At 65.9% G+C, this 21,663-nt stretch carries 22 protein-coding genes; 11 read left to right on the plus strand and 11 right to left on the minus strand.

What is annotated here, in order from left to right; genetic code table 11:
• Nucleotides 1-97: 97 nt before the first annotated feature.
• Nucleotides 98-754: a transcriptional regulator GfcR gene (gfcR, locus tag AC6I6X_RS02550; protein WP_497928938.1), complete on the minus strand. Its 657-nt coding sequence runs from the start codon at nucleotides 752-754 to the stop codon at nucleotides 98-100.
• A gap of 133 nt (nucleotides 755-887) precedes the next feature.
• On the opposite strand from gfcR, the gene AC6I6X_RS02555 reads away from it, so the two are divergent.
• The 4 genes from AC6I6X_RS02555 (at nucleotide 888) to AC6I6X_RS02570 (ending at nucleotide 5,189) form a co-directional block, all read left to right on the plus strand.
• A complete protein-coding gene (locus AC6I6X_RS02555; RefSeq protein WP_497928939.1) occupies nucleotides 888-2,198 on the plus strand; it encodes an HAD family hydrolase in 1,311 nt (436 codons plus the stop codon).
• 383 nt (nucleotides 2,199-2,581) lie between these two features.
• Complete coding sequence (locus tag AC6I6X_RS02560) at nucleotides 2,582-3,259, plus strand: helix-turn-helix domain-containing protein (RefSeq protein WP_497928940.1); 678 nt, start codon at nucleotides 2,582-2,584, stop codon at nucleotides 3,257-3,259.
• A gap of 158 nt (nucleotides 3,260-3,417) precedes the next feature.
• Nucleotides 3,418-4,542: an acyl-CoA dehydrogenase family protein gene (locus AC6I6X_RS02565; protein WP_497928941.1), complete on the plus strand. Its 1,125-nt coding sequence runs from the start codon at nucleotides 3,418-3,420 to the stop codon at nucleotides 4,540-4,542.
• A 107-nt stretch (nucleotides 4,543-4,649) separates the two neighbouring features.
• Entirely contained in the window at nucleotides 4,650-5,189 is a 540-nt protein-coding gene (locus AC6I6X_RS02570; protein ID WP_497928942.1) for an HAD family hydrolase, read from the plus strand.
• Between the two features lie 124 nt (nucleotides 5,190-5,313).
• Here AC6I6X_RS02570 and AC6I6X_RS02575 read toward each other — a convergent pair whose 3' ends face one another.
• Nucleotides 5,314-5,550, minus strand: coding sequence for a DUF5822 domain-containing protein (locus AC6I6X_RS02575; protein WP_497928943.1), 237 nt, complete (start codon nucleotides 5,548-5,550; stop codon nucleotides 5,314-5,316).
• A 210-nt stretch (nucleotides 5,551-5,760) separates the two neighbouring features.
• Nucleotides 5,761-6,825, minus strand: a complete 1,065-nt coding sequence (locus AC6I6X_RS02580; protein WP_497928944.1) for a class I SAM-dependent methyltransferase — start codon at nucleotides 6,823-6,825, stop codon at nucleotides 5,761-5,763.
• Between the two features lie 594 nt (nucleotides 6,826-7,419).
• On the opposite strand from AC6I6X_RS02580, the gene panB reads away from it, so the two are divergent.
• Both panB and AC6I6X_RS02590 read left to right on the plus strand, forming a co-directional pair.
• Complete coding sequence (panB, locus tag AC6I6X_RS02585; protein ID WP_497928945.1) at nucleotides 7,420-8,232, plus strand: 3-methyl-2-oxobutanoate hydroxymethyltransferase; 813 nt, start codon at nucleotides 7,420-7,422, stop codon at nucleotides 8,230-8,232.
• A 194-nt stretch (nucleotides 8,233-8,426) separates the two neighbouring features.
• Nucleotides 8,427-8,621, plus strand: coding sequence for a DUF7511 domain-containing protein (locus tag AC6I6X_RS02590; protein WP_497928946.1), 195 nt, complete (start codon nucleotides 8,427-8,429; stop codon nucleotides 8,619-8,621).
• A 35-nt stretch (nucleotides 8,622-8,656) separates the two neighbouring features.
• Here the strand turns inward: AC6I6X_RS02590 and AC6I6X_RS02595 are convergent, their stop codons facing one another.
• A complete protein-coding gene (locus tag AC6I6X_RS02595; protein WP_497928947.1) occupies nucleotides 8,657-9,433 on the minus strand; it encodes an alpha/beta fold hydrolase in 777 nt (258 codons plus the stop codon).
• A 270-nt stretch (nucleotides 9,434-9,703) separates the two neighbouring features.
• Between AC6I6X_RS02595 and AC6I6X_RS02600 the strand changes: the two genes are divergently transcribed.
• Together AC6I6X_RS02600 and AC6I6X_RS02605 are read left to right on the plus strand one after the other, a co-directional pair.
• Nucleotides 9,704-9,952 (plus strand): Hsp20/alpha crystallin family protein, encoded by a 249-nt coding sequence (locus AC6I6X_RS02600; RefSeq protein WP_497928948.1) that lies wholly within the window; start codon nucleotides 9,704-9,706, stop codon nucleotides 9,950-9,952.
• Entirely contained in the window at nucleotides 9,949-12,213 is a 2,265-nt protein-coding gene (locus AC6I6X_RS02605; RefSeq protein WP_497928949.1) for a CDC48 family AAA ATPase, read from the plus strand. The genes AC6I6X_RS02600 and AC6I6X_RS02605 overlap by 4 nt, the downstream gene beginning before the upstream one ends.
• A 96-nt stretch (nucleotides 12,214-12,309) precedes the next feature.
• Here the strand turns inward: AC6I6X_RS02605 and bcp are convergent, their stop codons facing one another.
• The 6 genes from bcp to AC6I6X_RS02635 all read right to left on the minus strand — a co-directional run bounded on the left by bcp (nucleotide 12,310) and on the right by AC6I6X_RS02635 (nucleotide 18,039).
• Nucleotides 12,310-12,786: a thioredoxin-dependent thiol peroxidase gene (bcp, locus tag AC6I6X_RS02610; RefSeq protein WP_497928950.1), complete on the minus strand. Its 477-nt coding sequence runs from the start codon at nucleotides 12,784-12,786 to the stop codon at nucleotides 12,310-12,312.
• 189 nt (nucleotides 12,787-12,975) lie between these two features.
• On the minus strand, nucleotides 12,976-13,950 hold the full coding sequence (locus AC6I6X_RS02615) for a DNA replication complex subunit Gins51 (protein WP_497928951.1): 975 nt from the start codon (nucleotides 13,948-13,950) through the stop codon (nucleotides 12,976-12,978).
• Nucleotides 13,947-15,122, minus strand: coding sequence for a DNA primase small subunit PriS (priS, locus tag AC6I6X_RS02620; protein WP_497928952.1), 1,176 nt, complete (start codon nucleotides 15,120-15,122; stop codon nucleotides 13,947-13,949). The genes AC6I6X_RS02615 and priS overlap by 4 nt, the downstream gene beginning before the upstream one ends.
• 119 nt (nucleotides 15,123-15,241) lie before the next feature.
• On the minus strand, nucleotides 15,242-15,889 hold the full coding sequence (locus AC6I6X_RS02625; RefSeq protein ID WP_497928953.1) for an FmdE family protein: 648 nt from the start codon (nucleotides 15,887-15,889) through the stop codon (nucleotides 15,242-15,244).
• Nucleotides 15,890-15,921: 32 nt separating this feature from the next.
• Nucleotides 15,922-17,817 carry a heavy metal translocating P-type ATPase gene (locus AC6I6X_RS02630; RefSeq protein ID WP_497928954.1) on the minus strand — a complete coding sequence of 632 codons (1,896 nt, stop codon included), beginning with the start codon at nucleotides 17,815-17,817 and terminating at the stop codon, nucleotides 15,922-15,924.
• Nucleotides 17,818-17,823: 6 nt separating this feature from the next.
• Nucleotides 17,824-18,039, minus strand: a complete 216-nt coding sequence (locus AC6I6X_RS02635; RefSeq protein WP_497928955.1) for a heavy-metal-associated domain-containing protein — start codon at nucleotides 18,037-18,039, stop codon at nucleotides 17,824-17,826.
• 218 nt (nucleotides 18,040-18,257) lie between these two features.
• Here AC6I6X_RS02635 and AC6I6X_RS02640 point away from each other — a divergent pair, with 218 nt between their 5' ends.
• Nucleotides 18,258-18,827 (plus strand): helix-turn-helix domain-containing protein, encoded by a 570-nt coding sequence (locus tag AC6I6X_RS02640; protein ID WP_497928956.1) that lies wholly within the window; start codon nucleotides 18,258-18,260, stop codon nucleotides 18,825-18,827.
• A 38-nt stretch (nucleotides 18,828-18,865) separates the two neighbouring features.
• On the opposite strand, the gene AC6I6X_RS02645 is transcribed toward AC6I6X_RS02640, so the two are convergent.
• Nucleotides 18,866-19,342 carry a GNAT family N-acetyltransferase gene (locus tag AC6I6X_RS02645; RefSeq protein ID WP_497928957.1) on the minus strand — a complete coding sequence of 159 codons (477 nt, stop codon included), beginning with the start codon at nucleotides 19,340-19,342 and terminating at the stop codon, nucleotides 18,866-18,868.
• Between the two features lie 190 nt (nucleotides 19,343-19,532).
• Here AC6I6X_RS02645 and AC6I6X_RS02650 point away from each other — a divergent pair, with 190 nt between their 5' ends.
• Complete coding sequence (locus tag AC6I6X_RS02650) at nucleotides 19,533-20,021, plus strand: archease (RefSeq protein ID WP_497928958.1); 489 nt, start codon at nucleotides 19,533-19,535, stop codon at nucleotides 20,019-20,021.
• 126 nt (nucleotides 20,022-20,147) lie between these two features.
• A complete protein-coding gene (locus AC6I6X_RS02655) occupies nucleotides 20,148-21,614 on the plus strand; it encodes an RtcB family protein (RefSeq protein WP_497928959.1) in 1,467 nt (488 codons plus the stop codon).
• Nucleotides 21,615-21,663 lie beyond the last annotated feature (49 nt).

Genomic DNA, 21,663 nt, shown 5'->3' on the forward strand with positions numbered 1-21,663 from the left:
CCGTCTCCGCGAACTCAGTTTTTCTTGCGTCCCGCGTTCGACCAGCGGCGGCCCGATCGCGAGTCGCCGTCGTTCGACGACGTCCGGCCTACCCACGTCACTCGTCTTTTCCGACGCTGATGACCTGCAAGAGCGAGTAGACCGGCACGCCGTCGAGTTCCTCGACGCCCTGTTTGTCCGCCAGCACGATGCAGGCCAGCGGTTCGCCGCCCTCCGCACGGATGGCCTCGATCGTCTCGCGCATCGTCGTGCCGCTCGTGATCGTGTCGTCGACGACGTAGCACTCGCGGTCGCGGATGCCGGCGAAGTTCCGCGAGAACGTCCCGCCGAGTTCCTCGATGTCGCCTTCCTCCCACTGGTGTTTCGCGGGGGTGTAGGTGCCCAGGTCGGTCTCCAGTTCGCGTGCGACGAGCGTCGCGATCGGCCCCCCGGCCTTCTCGATCCCGATCGTGAGGTCGACGTCCTCGCCGTGTTTGGCGAGCATGTCGGCCATCGCCTCCGCGATCGCACCCATGCGCTTGCTGTCGCGGCCGATCGCCGACCAGTCGACGTGGATGTCCTGCGGGCCGTTCGCACGGGGCTGGGCGGACTCGGATGCCGCCTGGTCGGTCGGTTGCGTCGTCGCGCCGCTTCGCTCGACGAGCCAGCTCGCGGTTTCCCGGGAGACGTTCAACTCGTCAGCGATTTCGCCCTTCGAGAGCCCCCGAGAGGCGAGTTCGGCTGCACTCTCGATGAGGTCGTCCACGTTTTTCATATGTCCTCGAATTCGCGTGCGGCTTTTATAAAGGCTGTGAGGCGGATCCACGGCCGTGCTCTCGGTCGCCGGTGGTCACGGCAGGGCATGCCGACTGGAAACGATTATCCCACTGCCGACACCTGTAGAGCACATGGAACGATACGACCTCGTCTACCGCCTCTACGACGAGTACGACACGAAGACGTTACGGGAGTACCAGGAGTTCGTCGACGTCTTTCCGGCCGTCGACTCCCGGGTCGCCCTCGAACACTGGCAGGGCGTCCAGGAGGAACTCGAGGAGCGGAAAGACGAGATCCGATCGGACTTCGCGGCCGGCGAGACGTTCGCGGAGATCGCGGCCCGTGCGACCCGCGACCAGACGTTCACCGCGCTCGACCTCGACGCCAAGTACGGCCGCGCGGTGAACGTCCTCGTCCTGGACGTCGACGAGACGCTCCGCTCGGCCGGCGGCACCGACAACGAGATTCCGCGGGACACGCTCCACGTGCTGACGGAGTTCCACGAGGCCGGGGTTCCGATCGTCATCTGTACGGGCCAGACCTTAGAGAACGTCAAGGGATTCGCGATTCAGGGACTCGGCAGCGAGATCGTCCACTCGGGGAATCTCTCGATCGTCTACGAGGCCGGAACGGGCGTGTTCACGCCGGGTCACGGCGCGGAGACGAAGCAACTCCTCTACGAGGATCTGGACGCGGAGATCCGCGACGTCTTCGACGACGTGCGATCGCGCGTGCTTCCCGAGGCCCCGGAGAGCCTGCGGCGGGGCTGTCACCTGCAGGGCAACGAGTTCAACGTCACGATGAAGCCCAACTACGAGACCGGGTCCTCGAAGGCGCGCGAAACCATCGACGAAGCGCTGGTGTATCTGATCGACCTGCTCGCAGACGCGGTGGGGACGGCGCTCGGCCTCGACGACGAGCGCGAGTCCGGCGGTGACGACGGTGAGGGCGGCGACGACAACGGCGATGTCGTACTCGAGGGTGAAGCCGTCCGCGACTGGACCCGCGCCTTCTACGCCGCGCAGGATCCCGAGATCAGGGGCGTCCTCGAAGGCGAGGCGGCCTACCCGGATCTCGATTCCGACGCGGTGCCCGGGACCCTGACCGAGATTCTAGATCGGATCGACGTCGCCTACTACGAGGCCGACGCGGCCGAGATCGGGAGTCTGGAACTCAACAAGGTCGTCGGGGTCGAACGATCGCTCGAGGTACTCGGCGTTGACGACCCGTTCGCGCTGGTGATGGGCGACTCGAAGAGCGATCTCCGGGTGATGCAGTGGGTCGACGAGACCGACTCGGGGATCGCAGCCGCACCGGAACACGCCTCCCGGGACACCCTCGAACACGTCCTCGAGACGGACGAACTCGTCTTCGATCAGGGAAAGAGCGTGGACGTCTTGCAGACGATCTACGCGCTCAATCGCCTCGCTCGGCTGAACTAGCCGGCTTCGATCCGGCCGCTCGACGCGGCTCCTGGTCGGTCCGCCCGACCGACTGCCGCCCGACACGGATCCAGTTCGTCGCCCGTTCTTAAAACGCCGGAACACAAAGGCCTGCTCGTCATCGGTACCGGCGCTGTTGGTTCTACCAGCACGATCCGAGCGAGAGCGTCAGGCGGCGTTGACGCGGCGAATTTCCGGCGAACTGTCGCCCGAATCCGGAGCACTCCCGATCGATTCGGCCAGCCGTCCGACGTCGATGCTCGCTCTCGTCACCGTCCGAGTGGATCGGCTGACACACTTATGAGACGCGTCGAGTCCACGTATCCACACGACAGCGGCGTTGGTCGCCAACCGGACTCGAGCGCACACGTGGAGGTGACACGATGACGACGATCGCCGAACTCACGCTCTCGGCCGAGGAGTTCGCACTCGCAGACACGCTCCAGACGCTCCCGGACCTCGAACTCCGCGTCGAAAGCGTCGTCGCCGAAGGCCCGACGCGGACGATGCCGCTGGTCTGGTTCTCGAACGTCGATCGGGACCGCCTCGAGAACGCGCTCGACGACGATCCGACCGTCGCGGAAGCCATCCAGTTGCTCGAAAACACCGACGCCGGGAAGTGGCTGTACCGCCTCCAGTACGCCGACGGCGTCGGGTCGGTCTGCTGTGCGCTCTACACTCACGGCGGGACGGTGCTCGACGCCCAGTTTGCCGACGGCCAGTGGACGCTTCGCCTCCTGTTTCCCCACCGCGACGAACTGTCCAGTGCCGTCTCGGAGATCGAGACCGAGGGAGTCCACGTCGACGTACGCCGGATGGTCGAAGCCGACCAGAACGACGACCTCGAGGCGACGGCGGCCCTGACCGATCCCCAGCGAGAGGCGATCGCCGAGGCGTACCGGCAGGGCTACTACGACGTCCCGCGGGAGATCTCCCTCGAAGAACTGGCCAACGAACTCGACATCTCCCACCAGGCGCTGTCCGAACGGCTCCGGCGAGCGAACCGCGTCCTGGCGAGCGAGCAGATCGAAGACCCGACGGGCGAGATGGCGTCCGACTGACGGGCGATCGTCCCAGCTCCGGATCGCCGGGCGTCCCCAGCACGGCGGTTCGGGCCGCGACGAGACGACGACCGCTGCGGGCCTCGACTATCGGCGGACGAGCCGCGGATCGATCGATTTGCTGGCAATATTTGTGTGATGGGTTCGTACCGAGAGGCATGGACCGCACGCAGGAACGAGCGGCAGTACGGGACGTGGTTCGCGAGTTCGCCCGTGAGGAGATCCGGCCGACCGCCCTCGAGGCCGATCGAACCGAGGCGTTTCCCGAGGAGATCTGGGACGGCCTCGCCGACCTGGACCTGACGGGGCTGACGGTGCCCGAGGAGTACGGCGGCTACGACGCCGATCCGGTCACCGCCGCGATCGTCAACGAGGAGGTCGCCTACGGAATGCTCGCGGTCGCGACCGCACTGTCGGTCCACTCGCTCGCGACGTCGTGTATCGCGGCGTTCGGCGACGAGGAGCAGAAAGAGCAGTGGCTCCCCGAGATGGCCGCTGGACGACCCGTCGGCGCGTTCGCGCTCTCGGAACCGCACGCCGGATCGAACCCGGCCGAGATGTCCACCGTTGCGCGACGGGACGGCGACGAGTACGTCATCGACGGCGAGAAACAGTGGATCACGAACGGTCAGCGGGCCGGCGTCTACGTGCTCTTCGCCAGAACCGATCGGGACGACCCGTCGTCGGTCACGCAGTTTCTCGTCCCGGGCGACGTCGACGGCCTGACCGTCGGCGAGAAAGAGGACAAACTCGGCCTCCGTGCGAGCGACACCACGAGCCTCACCTTCGACGACGTTCGCATTCCCGCCGCGAACCGGCTGACCGAGGAGGGCAAGGGGCTGTCCGCCGCGTTCCACATTCTCACGGGCGGCCGGATCGCGATCGCCGCCCAGTCGGTCGGCCTCGCCCAGTCGGCCCTCGACGAGGCGCTCGCGTACAGCCAGGAGCGCGAGCAGTTCGACGGGCCGATCGCGGACATCCAGTCGATCCGGCACAAACTCGCGGAGATGCAGACCAGGACGCAGGCGGCCCGCCTGTTGACTCGCGACGCCGCCGAGACGCGAGCCGAGGGCGACGCCGCGCTCGAGGCCAGCATGGCGAAGTACTTCGCCAGCGAGACGGCGATGTTCGTCACGAACGAGGCCGTCCAGATCCACGGCGGCTACGGCTACGTCACCGAAACGGACGTCGAACGGCTCTACCGCGACGCCAAGATCACCGAGATCTACGAGGGGACCACCGAGATCCAGAAGAAGGTGATCGCGCGGGAGTTGCTCGACTGACGCCGTGGGAAGGGGCGGCCGACGATCGGCCGCGCCAGCCCGCACGTCCCGCCGGCATCTCCCCGAGGACCGAAGTCACTATTCGCTCGCCGCTCCTATCCGCCCCCGTGACCGACTACGACGCCGTCGTCTACGATCTCGATGGGACGCTCGTCCACCTCGACGTCGACTGGGAGGCCGTCGAACGCGAGGTCCGTGGTGTCTACCACGCTGCCGATCTCGAACCGCCGGGGAACGGCCTGTGGGACATGCTCGAGGCCGCCAGCGAACTGAACGTCGCCGCCGACGTCGAGGCCGCGATCGCGGAGTACGAGCGAGCAGGTGCCCGGCGTTCACACCGGCTCCCCCGGGCGGACGAACTGCCCGATCGGGAGACTCAAATCGGCGTCTGCTCGCTCAACTGCGAGGCGGCCTGTCGGATCGCGCTCGACGAACACGACCTCACGGACGGCGTCGACGTCGTCGTCGGCCGGGACACGGTCTCGAACCAGAAACCCCATCCGGAACCCCTGCTCGAGGCGGTGGCCGAACTCGACGTCACCCCCGATCGGACGCTCTTCGTCGGCGACTCGGCGACCGACGAGCGGACGGCCGACAGGGCCGGGGTCGCGTTCGAGTACGTCGGGGACGGACCCTCGGGCGTCTAGAGTAACAACTGAAACGATTCACACACTGATCGCAAAGCTATCCTGCGATCAGGTGTCCAGTGACTTTCAGTGGCTACTATAACGCGGGCCAGCCGCGAAGAAACGAGTATCGGCACCCGGGACGTCAGTCGGACTGGTGGCGCTTCGCGTACGCGAACACGGAGAGCGCGACGATCAGCCAGACGACGGCCCCGACGCGGACGGCGAACTCGGCCCGCGCGCCCCACGTCGGCAGGTCGGCGGTTGTCGAGAGGAGCGCGACGATCGGCGCGCCGACGATGATGGTCGTGACGAAGGTAACCTGCATCACCCACCCGTAGTCGACGCCGTCGGGATTCGTGGTTTCGACGGGTTCTGGCACGTTCGAAGGTGTCGACCGGGAACTAATAAGCATCGCGGGTGCGCGATCGGTAGTGTACAGTCGTCGCTGTTGAACGACTCGATCAGCGATAGATTCCAGCGATCGTGCCGAATAGGAGACGGCGCGTGTTAATCGCAGGTTCCGAGACGGCGTCGGTCCCCCAGATCGCCGTAACTCAGGCTTCGTCGCAAATGAAGAGACACGCCCCCGCTACGGTTTTGCTTCGAGCACCATTTTGAACGGCGGCGTCTCGGTCGCGCGGCGGAACTCCGAGAAGCCGCCCCTGGTAACCACCTCACGCAGCCGTTCTTCTCCGGCCTGTGCGCCCAACGCGTGGGACCCTTCCTGATCGAGCGCGTTTGGCGTACACACCATCGTGGAAACCGAATAATACATCCGCCCACGCGGATGCAGGTTCTCCTCGATCCGATCACCACCGATCGGTTCCACGATCATCCACGTGCCGTTGTCAGCGAGCGTCTCTCGGACGTGATTTGCAACGCCGACTGGATCGCCCATGTCGTGCAGGCAGTCGAAGAAGGTGACGAAGTCGTACTCGCCACCGTCGTACTCCTTGGCCCTCGCGACCTCGAAGGTGACTCGGTCGGCCACGCCGGCGGTTGCAGCGCGCTCGCGTGCCGCTTCGATAGACCCCTCGTGATAATCGTATCCGACGAACGTCGAATTTGGATAGGCCCGAGCCATGGTGATCGTCGACTCGCCACGGCCACACCCGATGTCAGCGACCCGCGCGCCCTCCCGAAGGTTCCCGTCTACCCCGTCGAGGGCGGGGATCCAGTCGGAGACGAGACGCTCTTTGAAGTCAAATTCGGAGGTGCGCATCATGCCCTGGAAGAGCTCTTCGTCGTGTTCGTGCCATCCAACGCCGTCACCGGTACGGAAGGCCGTCTCAATGTCGGGCGTAGCCTTGCCGGCGGCGGCGGCGATCTGGAACAAGCCCGCAAGGGGGGATGCTGGCCCCTCCGTATCGGCCAGCAGGAGTGCCTGTTCAGGAGAGAGGCTGTAGCGATCCGTCTCGGGGTCGTAGCTCACGTAATCGCTGGCTGCACTGGCGGCGAGCCACTCGCGCACGTACCGCTCAGCGGTGTCGGTTCGATCGGCGAGTTCGCTCGCCGTGAGCGGTCCGTGTTCGGCAAGCGCATCGTAGAGTCCGAGTCGATCGCCGATGACGGCCAGCGGCGCGTACGCGATCGCACCGATATCGATAGTGGCAGTTTCTAACAGTTCTTCGAGCCTGTCTTCGTTGATGGACATCGTGCTACCTCTTGCTGACGCGCGTTTCGGTGAACTCCGGGTCATCGGGGTGGACCGGATCGTCTCGGAGCGTTCCCGCTAATTGTGCGATCTCCGTTCCGTCTGCTGGTCTTGTTGCCATGGTTTCTTCCATTCGTTCTCCGCTTGGAGAACTGTTAGCGTCTCTGAAACGTGTGTTACGTTACCAGGGACAGGATGGCTACTTCCCGGAGAGTAAGTTAGCTATCGGGTGGCAGTCTCGCAGCTATTGACTCGTCTGAAGACGCTGCCAACTGGTCACCTGCTGCCAACGAAAGTTTCTCCGCTTTGCGGAGTGCCTACGTACACCTGTCACTCCGATACGACGCTCTTCCGGAGTCCGCTTCTCCGCTCTCGACGATCGGTGAGGGTGGGTGCTGATCACACTGCTGTATTCACCACGAGGGGTCTGATACTGAGTAGAGTACTCACCGACGCCGTACCCCGCACCATCACCCCTCCCGATCGAAGACTCCGATCGAGGTCGTGAGTTCGCGCAACTACTTCGGCCGGGCCCGCGATCGGACACCGAACCACAAGCGGTGACGTTTACTTCCCGGGGACGAACCTGTACGTATGCCTACCGTACGGGACCTCAGGGCAAAGGCGGGGGAGCAACCGATCACCATGCTGACGGCCTACGACGCGCCGACGGCCGCGATCGTCGACGATGCGGGAGTCGACGTCATCCTCGTCGGAGACAGCGTCGGGAACGCGTCGCTGGGCTACGAGACGACGCTCCCGGTGTCGGTCGACGGCATCGCCCACCACGTCGGGGCCGTCTCTCGGGCCGTCGAGGACGCGCTGGTCGTGGCCGACATGCCCTTCCTCTCGTTCGGCGTCGACGAGAAAGACAGTCTGGAGAACGCCGGCCGGATGCTCAAGGAGGAGGGCGCGGAGGCCGTCAAACTCGAGAGCGGGCCCCATACGATCGACCTGACCGAGAAGATGGTCCAGCTGGGCATCCCGGTAATGGCCCACCTCGGCCTGACGCCACAGCACGTCAACCAGTACGGCGGCTACCCGCGACAGGGGACCGATCGGGAGGCCGCAGACCGGATCGTCGAACTCGCGCAGGCCCACGCCGAGGCCGGCGCGTTCTCGCTCGTGCTGGAGCACGTCCCGTCGAACCTCGCGGCAGAGGTCACCGACGCGATCGACATCCCGACGATCGGGATCGGTGCCGGGCCGGACTGTGACGGACAGGTGCTCGTGTTCAACGACGCCGTCGGACTGAGCGAGTGGTCGCCCTCGTTCTCGAAGCAGTTCGGCGCGGTCCGCGAGGAGATGGAAGACGCCGTCGGCGACTACGTCTCGGCCGTCGAGTCCGGATCGTTCCCGGCCGACGAACACAGCCACGAAGAGAGCGATCTCGACGAATTCTACTGACGCAATTCCGAGACGGACCCTCGCAGCCGCCACGACGCGATCGGTTCAGTCACTCCCAGCCGACGTTCACGACACTCGATCGGTCTTCCGATCGAATAATAAGGACATATTATGGCCACAAAGGCGTATAGTATGTTTATCGGCAATGTTTATATCCATCCTCGTCGTACTGCAGGATACGTAGCGCGACCACTATGTCCACGACGCAACCGCCCCGGGATCTCGGTCCGGGGTCCGATCACACGGCCCGTCTCCAGCACGTGACCGTCGACGAGGGCGACCTCGAAGCGTGTACGCTCTTCCCACGCGAGATGGACGAGAACGCGATGGCGACCCAGTGGATCACCGCCAGCGGTGACGCGTTCGTCTCGCTCCGCGAGTGCCGGTAGCGCCCGCCATAGTACGGGGTGTCGATCCGGAACGGTCACCAGTCGATCGAGTCGAGAAAGTCCGCGACGGCCGCGTTGAACGCGTCGGGACGTTCGAGCATCGCGAGGTGGGCCGCGTCGTCGATTTCGACGAGAGTGCCCTGGTCGATCTCGTCCGCGAGATATTCGTGGAACCACGGCGGCGTCAACTTGTCGTACTCGCCGTAGATCGCGAGCGTGGGGACGTCGATCTCGGCGACGCGATCGCGAACGTCGAACTCGTGGCAGGTCAAGAAGTCCCGTCGAGTCACCGACTGGCCGGTCGCGTACATCCGTTCTTTCGATCGCTCCGTAATCTCCGGTTCGGGGTCGTGGAAGAGTCGATCGGGACCGTGGAGGAAGTCGACGGCCCGTTCGAAGTCCTCCTCGAGCCAGACGAGGAGGTCCTCGAGGACGCCGAGTCGCGCACCGGTTCCGGTGAGGACGGCCGCGTCCGGCTCGAACTCCCGTTCGAGCAACACGTGCTGGACGATCGCCCCACCGAGGGAGTTCCCGACGAGTACCCGCGCGTCCGTGGCCTCCGCGACGGCGATGACGTCGTCCGCGTACGCCGAGAGCGTGACGTACCCCGATTCGGCGTCGATGTCCGTCGACTCCCCGTGCCCGCTCAGGTCGACGCGTACGATCGGTGCGCGATCGGCCAGTTGCCGTTGCGGGCTCCAGGCGTCGCGCGCCGCGCCGCTTCCGTGGACGAAGCATATCGGCGGCCCACCGCCGCCCCGATCCGTCACGTCGTAGGCCGTCTCTCGGCCGTGATGAGTAACCGTTGCCATACCTGTGGAAACGACAGGGGCCCGTATAAAGACTCGATCCGACGCCGACCGCGAGCGAGGCGGCATCGACGCTACCGGACGACGGCCCTGGCGCGGATTCGGGGGCCCGTGTGACCCGGCGCGACTGGACAGGTCGCCCGCTGTCCCGTCGCGACCGACCCGATCCACTGTGAACTGCGAACAGCGATCTTTCCCGGATTCGGCCGCCTTCGTCGGGTCAACTTGAGAAAGATTTATATATTAGGAATGCTTACCTGGGGTTAGTTGAAGATGACACTCGAACAATTCACTCGCGAAGACGGGCAGGTCGCCCGGCAGTACGAGTACGACGACGAAACGGTCGTGGCCGTCGACTTCGGCGCGGCCCGGACCGACGCGTCCGTCGACCTCGTCGACGACACCGTTATCATCGTGGTCGACGACGACCAGTACGAGTTCGAACTGCCGGTCGACGCAGACGACGCGCACACGTTTATGCAAAACGGCGTCCTCACTGTTGAAATGGAGGGCCACCGATGAAACTTACTGTCAAACCACTGAAGCAGAAGGACGCAGGCCGCGGACTGGCCGCGATCGATCGGGTCTCGATGCGCGAACTCGATCTCGAGAACGGGGACTACGTCGTCCTCGAGGGCAACGGTGACGGCCAGGCCGTCGCCCGCGTCTGGCCGGGCTACCCCGAAGACGAGGGTCGCGGGATCGTCCGGATCGACGGCCGCCTCCGGCAGGAGGCCGACGTGGGAATCGACGACCGCGTGACGATCGAGCCAGCAGACGTCAGTCCCGCGAAGTCGGTCACCGTGGCGCTCCCGCAGAACCTTCGCATCCGCGGTGACATCGGCCCGCTCGTTCGCGACAAGCTTTCGGGCCAGGCCGTCACCGAAGGGCAGACGGTTCCGTTCTCGCTCTCGTTCGGTCCGATGGCGAGTTCCGGACAGTCGGTGCCGCTGAAGATCGCGAGCACCTCGCCCTCGGGCACGGTCGTTATCACGGACTCGACGAACATCGAGATCTCCGAGACGCCAGCCGAGCAGGTCAGCGCCGGCGGCGGACCCGCCGCCGAGGGCGTCCCGAACGTCACCTACGAGGACATCGGCGGCCTGGACGACGAACTCGACCAGGTCCGCGAGATGATCGAACTGCCGATGCGCCACCCCGAGCTGTTCCAGCAGCTCGGTATCGAGCCGCCGAAGGGCGTCCTCCTTCACGGCCCGCCGGGCACCGGGAAGACGCTGATGGCGAAAGCCGTCGCCAACGAGATCGACGCTCACTTCGAGACGATCTCCGGCCCGGAGATCATGTCGAAGTACTACGGCGAGAGCGAGGAGCAACTCCGCGAGGTCTTCGAGGAGGCCGAGGAGAACGCCCCCGCGATCATCTTCATCGACGAACTCGACTCGATCGCCGCCAAGCGTGAGGAGGCCGGCGGCGACGTCGAACGGCGCGTGGTCGCCCAGTTGCTCTCGCTGATGGACGGCCTCGAGGAGCGCGGTCGCGTCACCGTTATCGCGGCGACCAACCGCATCGACGACATCGACCCCGCACTGCGCCGCGGTGGCCGGTTCGATCGCGAGATCGAGATCGGCGTCCCAGACAAGGACGGCCGCAAGGAGATCCTGCAGGTCCACACCCGCGGGATGCCCCTCACCGAATCGATCGATCTCGATCACTACGCCGCCAACACGCACGGCTTCGTCGGGGCCGACCTCGAGTCGCTGGCCCGCGAGAGCGCGATGAACGCGCTTCGGCGCATTCGGCCGGAACTCGACCTCGAGTCCGAGGAGATCGACGCGGACGTCCTCGAGTCCCTGCAGGTGTCCGAAGGGGACTTCAAGGAGGCGCTCAAGGGAATCCAGCCCTCCGCGATGCGCGAGGTCTTCGTCGAAGTCCCCGACGTCACCTGGAACGACGTCGGTGGCCTCGGAGATACCAAAGAGCGCCTGCGCGAGACAATCCAGTGGCCGCTCGACTACCCCGAGGTGTTCGAGACGCTGGACATGGAGGCCGCCAAGGGCGTCCTCATGTACGGGCCGCCCGGCACCGGGAAGACCCTGCTCGCCAAGGCCGTCGCCAACGAGGCGGAGTCGAACTTCATCTCGATCAAGGGCCCCGAACTGCTGAACAAGTACGTCGGCGAGTCCGAGAAGGGCGTCCGCGAGGTCTTCGAGAAGGCACGATCGAACGCCCCGACCGTGATCTTCTTCGACGAGATCGACTCGATCGCGGGCGAACGCGGCCAGCGACAGGGTGACTCCGGCGTCGGCGAGCGCGTCGTCTCCCAGCTGCTGACCGAACTGGACGGGCTCGAGGAACTCGAGGACGTCGTCGTGATCGCGACGACCAACCGGCCGGACCTGATCGACTCGGCACTGCTCCGGCCCGGTCGGCTGGACCGTCACGTCCACGTCCCCGTGCCGGACGAGGACGGCCGCAAGAAGATCTTCGAGGTCCACACCCGCGACAAGCCGCTGGCCGACGCGGTCGACCTCGACTGGCTGGCGAGCGAAACCGAGGGCTACGTCGGCGCGGACATCGAGGCCGTCACTCGCGAGGCGTCGATGGCCGCGAGCCGCGAGTTCATCAACTCGGTCGACCCCGAGGAGATGGACGACACGATCGGGAACGTCCGCATCAGCAAGGAGCACTTCGAGCACGCCCTCGAGGAGGTCAACCCGAGCGTGACCCCCGAGACCCGCGAGCGCTACGAAGAGATCGAAGAGGAGTTCCAGCAGGCCGAACCGGCCCAGGAAGAAGACCAGCTCGGCCGCACCTTCCAGTAAGGCCGATCGCGGCCCGGATCGATTTTTGAACGGCGCGTTCGGGACGAACGACGGCGGAACGGGATTCCGGTCGACTGCGGGGGACTCGATCCCGTCTCAGTCGGCGGCGACCTCGGCCCCGTCGAGATCCGCGAGCACCTCTTCTGCGTGTCCCTCGGGCGTGACACCCTCGTAGGCCGCCTCGATCGTCCCGTCGGGACCGACGAGGTAGGTGTTCCGGAAGACGCCGTCGAACGTATTTCCGAACATGTGTTTTTCGCCGTAGGACTCGTACAGCGTGGCGACCTCGCCGAACTCGTCCGAGAGGAGGTCGAACTCGAGGTCGTACGCGCCCGCGAAGTCGGCGAGATCGTCGACGGGATCGTCGCTGATCCCGACGACGTGGACGTTGCGATCGTCGAACTGCTGTTTCGCGTCGTTGAACGAACGGGCTTCGGTCGTACAGCCGTCCGTATTCGCGCGCGGGTAGAAGTACACGACGAGGTGCTGCCCTTCGAAGTCGGAACGGCGGACGGTCTCGCCGTGCTGGTTGGGCAGTTCGAACTCCGGCGCGTCGTCGCCTACGTCGAGCATAACCACACGTTAGCGAGTGCGGTTGTATATTTTATGATTGTAAAATACACGTCCTCCGGTCCTACACGCGTTATCGTAGTAACCGAACCAATGACACACTGATCGCGAAGCCGTCCTGCGATCAGGTGTGCATTGACGTTCAGTTGCGACTATAGTTCGCGATCGATCGACGCGCCGGATCGGGTCCGGTTACTCGAGCGGTTCGGCCGCTTCCTGTTCGACGAGCGGCGTCGCGTTCTGTTCCGGCAGGGTGACCACGTCCTCACGCGAGAGGGTGTACTCCCGGTCGTCGACGCCGAGAATCGAACCGACGTCCTGCGTGATCCGCACGGTGACCCGATCGACGTCCGGTCGGTCGTCCCCGCCGGTCCCGGTTGCCGCGGTCCGATCGTCCCCGGCAGGTGGCGCGTCGGTGGTTGACGGTGGCCGAGACGGATCGGCGTCGGTCGCGGGGTCCGCGGGGGCATCCGGCTCGGGCGGATGGGGATCGGGGCTGTCCGGCGGTGACGGCGTGTCGTCTCCATCACCTTCTCGGCCGGACGGTTCGGTCGACGTGGGGCCGCCCCCCATCACGTCCGCGGGGGTAACGCCGCTACCGTCGGCCGTGGTCCCGGTCGCGGGCCCGTCTTCGGGTGGGGCCTGTTCGGGGACGGGTTCCTCGGGCGGTGCCGGGGGTGCATCGGCCTGGCCCGGATCGTCCCGAGTCGGTGCTGTATCGGATGCGACAGGATCGTCGTCCGTGGCCGGTGTGGTATCGCTCGCCGCCGCGTCGTCGGGTCCGCCCTCGAGCGTCTCGAGGACGCGACCCTTGTTCGACTGGATCCGATCGACGAGGTCGTCGAAGAGGTCGGCTTCCTCGGCGGTGAGGCCCTCGTCGTCGGCCGGCATGCCGGCCGCGGAGAGGCTGGCTTGTTTGACGAGTTTGCCCATGCGGCGCTCGTAGATGGCCTCGACGACGTCGCGGGCGGTTTCGATCTCGTCGGTAAGCCGACCGACCTCGGGGGAGGAGAACGGATCGTCCGCCTGTTCGGCGACGCGATCGCGTTCGGCCTCGAGATCGGCGATGTAGTCGCCGACCTCCTGGTAGAACGAGGGGCGCAAGTTCTGGAGGCTGTCCTTCTGGCGCTCCTTGCTCTGGACCGAACGTAACTCGTCTAGATTCATTCTTTCTCCTTTTCAGCCCTGCCACGCGCCATGAGAAACACGGCGACGTACTCCGGTAGTGACTGGTCTCCCTCCGAGATTGTAAAACTATTCCCCCCGAGTTCGACCTCGCCGCCGTCGGTGACGTCGACCGTAATCTCGTGGCCGCGGAACGTCTCGGGGACGGCGTCGACCAGCGGTTCGAAATCGGCGACCTCGTTCCGATCGAGCCGGACCGTCTCGAGGCCGCTGCCGCCGTGGAGGCTCCCGGGAAGCCGGATGAGCCGGTTCGTGTCGGTGGTGACGGGTTCGTCGATCGGCGCGTTGTCCCGTTCGACGGCGGTCGACGCGAACCGCTCGGCCAGTTGTGCGACTGCGGTGTGGACCGTGACGTTGCCCGCCTCGAGCCCTTCGCGGTTGTTCCGGGCGGCGTTCAGGGTCGCCTGCGCTTTCCCCTCGCCGATGCCGTCGAACTGCTGGAGGCGATCGAGCGCGTCCGCTTCGTCCATCTCGAGGAGGTCGTCGACGAAGGCCATGAAGTGGGAGTGGATCCGGTTGCCCCAGCCGCCGTCGATCCGCAGCGTGCGTCGTTCCGTCGGCGTCTCGCGACCCAGCCCCGCGACGGTCTCGGTCTCGATCAGTTCCTCGAAGTCGAGTCCGATGCCGCGGACGTAGTCGACGATCTCGCGGCGGTGTTCCCGTTCCAGGTGCAGGACGGATTCGTCGCGGACGTGGACGTGGTAGCCCCGGCCGCCGGAAAAGACGATTTCCAGATCTTCGAAGCCGAAGTCGTTCTCGAGGAAGTCCAGCAATCGAAGGAGGGCGTCCTTGCACGTCGCGAGCATCTCCGCGTAGGAGTCCTCGCCGAGGGTCACGTTCGGGAGGTGGTCGGCGTCCAGGTCGAAGACCAGGTCCGCGGACTGCCAGTCTTTCTCGCTCATCGAACCGGCCCCCGGATCGCGGAAGCGGCCCGCGGAGAAGTAGACGTGACGCGGGCGCTTGCGGACGAGAAACTCCGAGAGGTCCCCCAGTTCGAGTAACGATCGGTGCCGAACCATGGTCGTCCCCGGCCCGTCGGTCCAGGGGATGAAGCCCCACTCGCGTTCGTTGGCCGCGGGCGGTGGCGATAGCTCCGTCCGCCGGTAGTGATCGCGAAATCGCCCCCGAAGATAGGCCCTCGTTCGCTCCTCCATGCGCTTCGCCTACTCGGGGTGGGTCCGGTATAATTGTATTGGACTGTTCGTCCCGGACGGTACGGTACCGGCCGTCGACGTCGAAATCGGTAGCCGACTGTCGCCGAGACGGCGTCGGCTTACTTCCGATCGACGGTCACGTATCGATCGCCCCGCAGGATCGCGTCGACCCGATCGTGCCACGCCGCCGCGAATTCCTCGCGTTCCGCGTCGGTCGCATCGCCCTCGATCAGTGCCGGCAGGTGTTGTGTCGCGGGACCCGCGTCCGGGATCTTCGACGTGTCGTACGTGACGCGGACCGTCTCGTCGGTGTCGGTGCGCGTGAACTCGAAGGCGATCCCGTCGACGCCGATCGCGCCGAACCGGAGCAGGTTCTTGCGGCCGCCGTGGCCGCCGGCCAGTCCGGCGAAGCCGTCCTCGCCCGCGGCCCCCGTGACGTACGAGACGAGTCGCGACGTGACGCCGTAGGCCGGATCGTCCCGCGGCCCGCCGGCGAGCACCGCGACGTCACCGCGGACCGGAAGTTCAGTGCCGGGGTACAGCGCGTCGAGGCCGGCCCGGGCGATGCGGTAGGCCCCTGCCGCCGTGGGACAGGAGTGGCCCGCCGCCTTCACGACGTCTTCGTACGTGACGACGATCGGGTCACCCGGATCGACGACGGCCAGCGCCTCGGCGGCGGGATCGCGCAGTCGGATCGGTTCGACATCCTCGTAGTTGACGTTCCAGTTCGTGCTCGTGCGGTCGGTTTCGGTGGTAGTGTCGGTCATTGTCGTGTGATCTGGGTCGGATCGATCGGTCATCAGTACCGCAGCAGTCGCATGCCGTTCAGGATGACCAGCAGTACGCTCCCGATGTGGACGAGCATGCCGCTCGCCATGTAGACGTAACCGGCGAAGACGCCGGCCAGCAGCAGGAAGACCGTCGCCACGGCCACCGCGACGTTCTCCGCGACGTTCCAGCGGGTCGCCTTGCTGAGCGAGACGGCGTACGGAATGCGCTCCAGGTCGTCGGCCATCAGGGCCATGTCGGCCGTCTCGATCGCCGTATCGGTTCCGGCCGCGCCCATCGCGATTCCGACGTCGGCGGTGGCCAGCGAGGGCGCGTCGTTGATGCCGTCGCCGACCATCGCCACGACGTGGCCCTCGTCCTGGAACGATCGGATGGCGTCCTGTTTCTCCTCGGGCAACAGTGCCGCGCGGTAGTCGTCGATACCGATCGTCTCTGCCACTGCGCGGGCGGTACGCTCGTTGTCACCGGTGAGCATCACGGTACGGACGCCGGCGTCCTGCAGGTCCGCGACGACGCCCGCCGCCGCGGGACGGAGTTCGTCCCGGAGCGAGACGACGCCCACGACCTCGCCGTCTCGGACGACATGGACCGCCGTCTCGCCGGCCGCCTCGCGCTCGCGAACGTGGGCCGCGATCGGGGCCGGGACCTCGACCCCGCGTTCGGCGAGGAGCGCGCGGTTGCCGACGACGATCCGGCGATCGTCGTGGCTCGCGACGACGCCTTTCCCGGGGACGACCTCGAACGCGTCGGGATCGGGGATCGACGGACGGTCGAGTATCACGCCGCCGTCAGTCGCAGTCGCACGGTCGGCGTCGTCACTCCGGGCGGCCGCGAGGATCGCATCCGCGAGGTGGTGTTCGCTCTTCTTCTCGGCGATCGCCGCGTCGCGAAGCACCGCGTCGGCGTCGACGCCGAACCCCTCGACCGAGGCGACGGACGTCTCGCCGTTCGTCAGGGTCCCCGTCTTGTCGAACGCGACGAGGTCGATCTTGCCCGCGGTCTCGAGGTGCTCGCCGCCTTTCATCAGGACGCCCGATCGCGCCGCGTTGCCGATCGCGCTCACGATGCTGACCGGCGGGCCGATGACCAGCGCGCCGGGACAGCCGATGACCAGCAGGGTCAGCGCGACGATCGGGTTCCCGGACACCGCGTACGTCCCGACCGCCAGCACGACGATCGCGGGCGTGTAGTACCTCGCGAAGCGCTCGATGATCGTCTCCGTCGGCGCTTTCGCCTCCTGGGCCTCCTCGACCCGGCGGATGATCCGTTCGAGGGTCGTATCGGTGCCCGTGCCAGTCGCGACGACCTCGAGTGCGCCCTCCTGGTTGATCGTCCCGGCGTAGACCTCGTCGCCCGCCGCCTTGGGGACGGGGGCGCTCTCGCCCGTGACGGGGGCCTGGTCGATCGCGCTCTCTCCGTCCGCGACTTCGCCGTCGACGGGGACCTTCGCACCGGGTTTGACGACGACGGTCTCGCCAGGTTCGACCTCGCGCGCAGGGACTTCAACGTTCCGGCCATCACGGCGGACGATCGCCGTATCCGGGGTCATCTCGAGCAACTCCTCGAGCGCCGAGCGGGTCTTGCCCATCGTCCGCGCCTCGAGGTAGTTGCCCAGCGAGAACAGGAAGATGACGGCCGCTGCCTCCCAGTACTCGCCGATGCCGATCGCGCCGATCGCGGCCAGCGTGACGAGGGTGTTGATGCCGACGGTGCCGCTCCGGAGCGTGTAGGAGGCCTTCTTCGCGACGTCGTAGCCGCCGACGACCGCCGCGAGAACCGTGAGCACCGCGCTAACCCGATCGAGGCCGTGGACGTAGCCGAGGCTCCACCCGCTCGCGAAGAGCAGGCCGCTGGCGGCGACGACGATCGGTTTCCGGTGTTTTCGGACGTAACGCTCGAGGTTCACGTCCGATCACCTGGGCTGTGGGGTGTACCCCTGGTTCGCGATCGTTCGTTCGAACGTCTCGGGGTCGACGGCGGCCTCGTCGTGCTCGATCTCGACGCGGCCCGTCGTGTAGTGGACCTCGACGCGATCGACGCCGTCGGTCTTCGAGAGCGATCGTTCGACGTTGCTCGCACACGTCGGGCAGTCGAAGTCGGTCACTCGGTATTCGGTGATCTGGGTCATCGTCCTTCGAGTACCCCTACGGAACCACCGCGTAAATATATAATTAATATGATTTGTTTGAATACCATCACGGGCGCTTCCACCGGTGAAACGACTCGTCTAGGGGGTGTATCGGTACGGACTACGATCGGTTGGTGACGCAAGAACCGATCCTTCGACCGACCAGCGTCGTTCGGCTGAACGACTTTTACGATTCGGCCGCCTACCCCCGCTATTCAATGGCCGAATTCACGTCGGACGTCACGGTCGAAGACATCGCAGTCAGGGACACCAACGTCTCGAGCGCCGTCGACGAACCGGTCCGGGCGATGATCCTCGACATGCTCGCGGAGGCCGAACACTCCGTGGCCGACATCGACGCGGAACTCGCGGCGCGAGGATACGATCGGACGCGGAACACGGTCCGCCACCACGTCAACGAACTCCGTGACGCGGGCCTCGTCGAGGTCGCCCGTCTCGAGGAACGCAACGGCGGCACGACGAAGTACTACCGCGCGAATACGATCGTCCTCTCGTACGCGCTCCCGGAGGACGCACGGGCGGACGTCGCGGCGATGGCCGAAGAGATCGCGCCCGAGATCGCGGCCCTCGTGGGGACGCTCGAGTCCGAGTACGGGGAGACGATCGATCGGATCGTCGGCGAGATGGCCCCGTGTGAACACTGTCGCAACCAGAAGTACCGGACCTACCTGCTGTCGACCGTGCTTCGGCGGGCGTTCGTAAAAGGCGTCGTCCGGCGTGGTGACGAGGACCGGGACGCGGGGAGCGAAAACGGCGACGGCGGATAGCCGGGGCTGGCGGTTCGGGACACGCGGTAGAATCGCCCTCAGCGCCGCATCAGGTCCGAAATCCGATCGGTGATGCCGACGTCGGAGCCGAGTTTCAGGTAGTAGGCGTCGCCGCCGTCCTCGTAGTAGCTGTCGATGCGGCGTTTGATCTCGAACCCGAGGTGTTCGTAGAACTGGAGGGCGTTCTCGTTGCTGGTCCGGGCGTGACACGTGATCGTATCGTGGTCCTCCGCGACGCGGGCGACGAGTCGCTTCCCGATCCCCTCGCCGCGGCAGTCGGGCGAAACCGCCAGAAACAGAATGTAGCCGTCGCGTCGAACGGCGGCGAACCCGACGAGGTCGCCGTCCTGGACGAAACAGTGAACCGTCGATCGACGATACGCGTCGGTGAAGAAATCGTATCGCTGCTTGAGCACCCCCTCCCGCCGATTGATCCGCTCTTTTAGTTTCCAGGCTTCGTCGACGAAGTCGTCACTCCCCGGCGTGACGACGCGGCTGTCGATGTTGACGCTCACTATCACACCCTACCAGCGTCGCCAATATAATTCCACCGGCAGCACCTGCTCGGGAACGTCAGACGGAGACGATCTCGCGGGTTTGGCCGCTCTCGGGGCCGTCGATTCTCCCCCGAACAGTCGAGCGATCACCGCCCGGAACCGCGGAGAACCGACGGGCATACGACGCTAGCCGGCAAAGACCCTCACGATGGGGTTCGAACTGCGCGAGCACACGGCCGACGTCGCGGTCGCGGCGACCGGAGAGACGCTCGCGGCCGCCTTCGCGGCGGTCGCGGACGGACTCGCGGCCGCGATGTCTGACGACGTACCGGCCGAGAGCGGCGATCGATTCGCGCTGTCGGTTACTGCCGAGAGCCGCGAGGCACTGCTGTTCGACTACCTCGACGAACTGGTTTACCTCCGGGACGTCCGGGGCGAACTCCCGGTCGACAACCGCGTCGAATCGATCGACGGCCCGGCAGACGAGACGGAATCGGAGGCTGGCACCCGTTCCGGATCAGCGGATCGATCGGGTTCCGGCGACGTCGACGCCGAGGCGTGGTCGCTCGAGGCCAGCGCCCGCGGCGTCCCGCTGTCCGCGGTCGACGCGCGTGAGGTGAAGGCGGTGACCTACTCCGAGATGCGCCTCGAGCGGGTCGACGACGGGTGGGAGGCGTACGTCGTCTTCGACGTCTGAGTCCATCGACGGGCCCCGGAACGGTACCCCGGTCCGGTCGCCGGTGTGACTCGGGCCAGTCACCGGTGCGATCGAGTTCGATCGGAGAGACGAACACCTTTCATCGTCGGCGACGGATGGCCACGTATGACTGAGACCACGTTCGACGCGGACGGCATCACGCTCGAACAGGTACGCGAGTACGTCTGGGAGATCCCGCGAGAAGGGGGCATGCGAACGCCGGCCCGGATCCTGGCGAGCGAGGCGCTTCTGAAGGAGATCAAGGAGGACAAGACGCTGGAGCAGATCAAAAACACGACCCACCTGCCCGGCATCACGAAGCACGCGATCTGTATGCCCGACGGCCACCAGGGGTACGGCTTTCCGGTCGGCGGAGTGGGTGCACTAGACGCCGAGAACGGCTGTATTTCACCCGGAGCGGTCGGCTACGACATCAATTGCGGCGTCCGGATGATGCGGACGAACCTCACGTACGACGACCTGAAGGGGCAGGAGAAGGAACTCGTCGACTCGCTGTTCGCCAACATCCCGTCGGGACTCGGTGGCGGCGGCGTCGTCGAATCCGGCGTCGATACCGTCGACGAAATCCTCGCCAGGGGAGTCGACTGGGCGCTCGAGAACGGCCACGCCGTCAAGGACGACCTGCTCCACTGCGAGGACGAGGGGGTGCGCGAGGGTGCCGATCCCTCGAAGGTGAGCCAGAAGGCCAAGGATCGGGGCAAGAACCAGATCGGTTCGCTCGGCTCGGGGAACCACTTCCTCGAGGTCCAGCGCGTCACGGACGTCTTCGACGACGAGGTTGGCGCGGCCTTCGGTCTCGAAACGGATCAGATCGTCGTCCTCATTCACTGCGGCTCCCGCGGACTGGGTCACCAGACCTGCAACGACTACCTGCGAAAGATCGAACAGCAACACAAGGGGCTGCTGGACCGGCTCCCGGACAAGGAACTCGCGGCCGCGCCCGCGGGATCCCAACTCGCCGAGGACTACTACGGCGCGATGAACGCCGCGATCAACTTCGCGTGGGTCAACCGCCAGCTGATCATGCATCGGACGCGGCAGGTGTTCGAACGGGTGTTCGATCGCTCCTGGGAGTCGATGGACATGCACCTGCTGTACGACGTGGCCCACAACATCGCGAAGAAAGAAACGCATACGGTAGACGGGGAGGAACGCGAACTCTACGTCCACCGGAAGGGGGCCACGCGGGCGTTCCCCGCGGGCCACCCCGAAGTGCCGAAAGCGTACCGCGACGTCGGCCAACCCGTGATCATCCCCGGAAGTATGGGGGCCGGAAGCTACGTCCTCCGGGGCGGCGAGAACTCCATGGACCTTACCTTCGGCTCGACCGCACACGGCGCGGGGCGGCTGATGAGTCGCACGCAGGCCAAAAACGAGTACTGGGGCGGCGACGTGCAACAGCAACTCAGGGATCAGGATCAGATCTACGTGAAGGCCCAGTCCGGCGCGACCGTCGCCGAAGAGGCCCCTGGCGTCTACAAGGACGTCGACGAGGTCGTCCGGGTCTCCGACGAACTCGGCATCGGCGACAAGGTCGCGCGGACGTTCCCCGTCTGTAACATCAAGGGCTGATCCGCTGCAACGTCACGGACTGATCCCGTCGATCGGCCCGGCGAGATGC

It is taken from the genome of Halosolutus sp. YCN4, assembly GCF_059736495.1.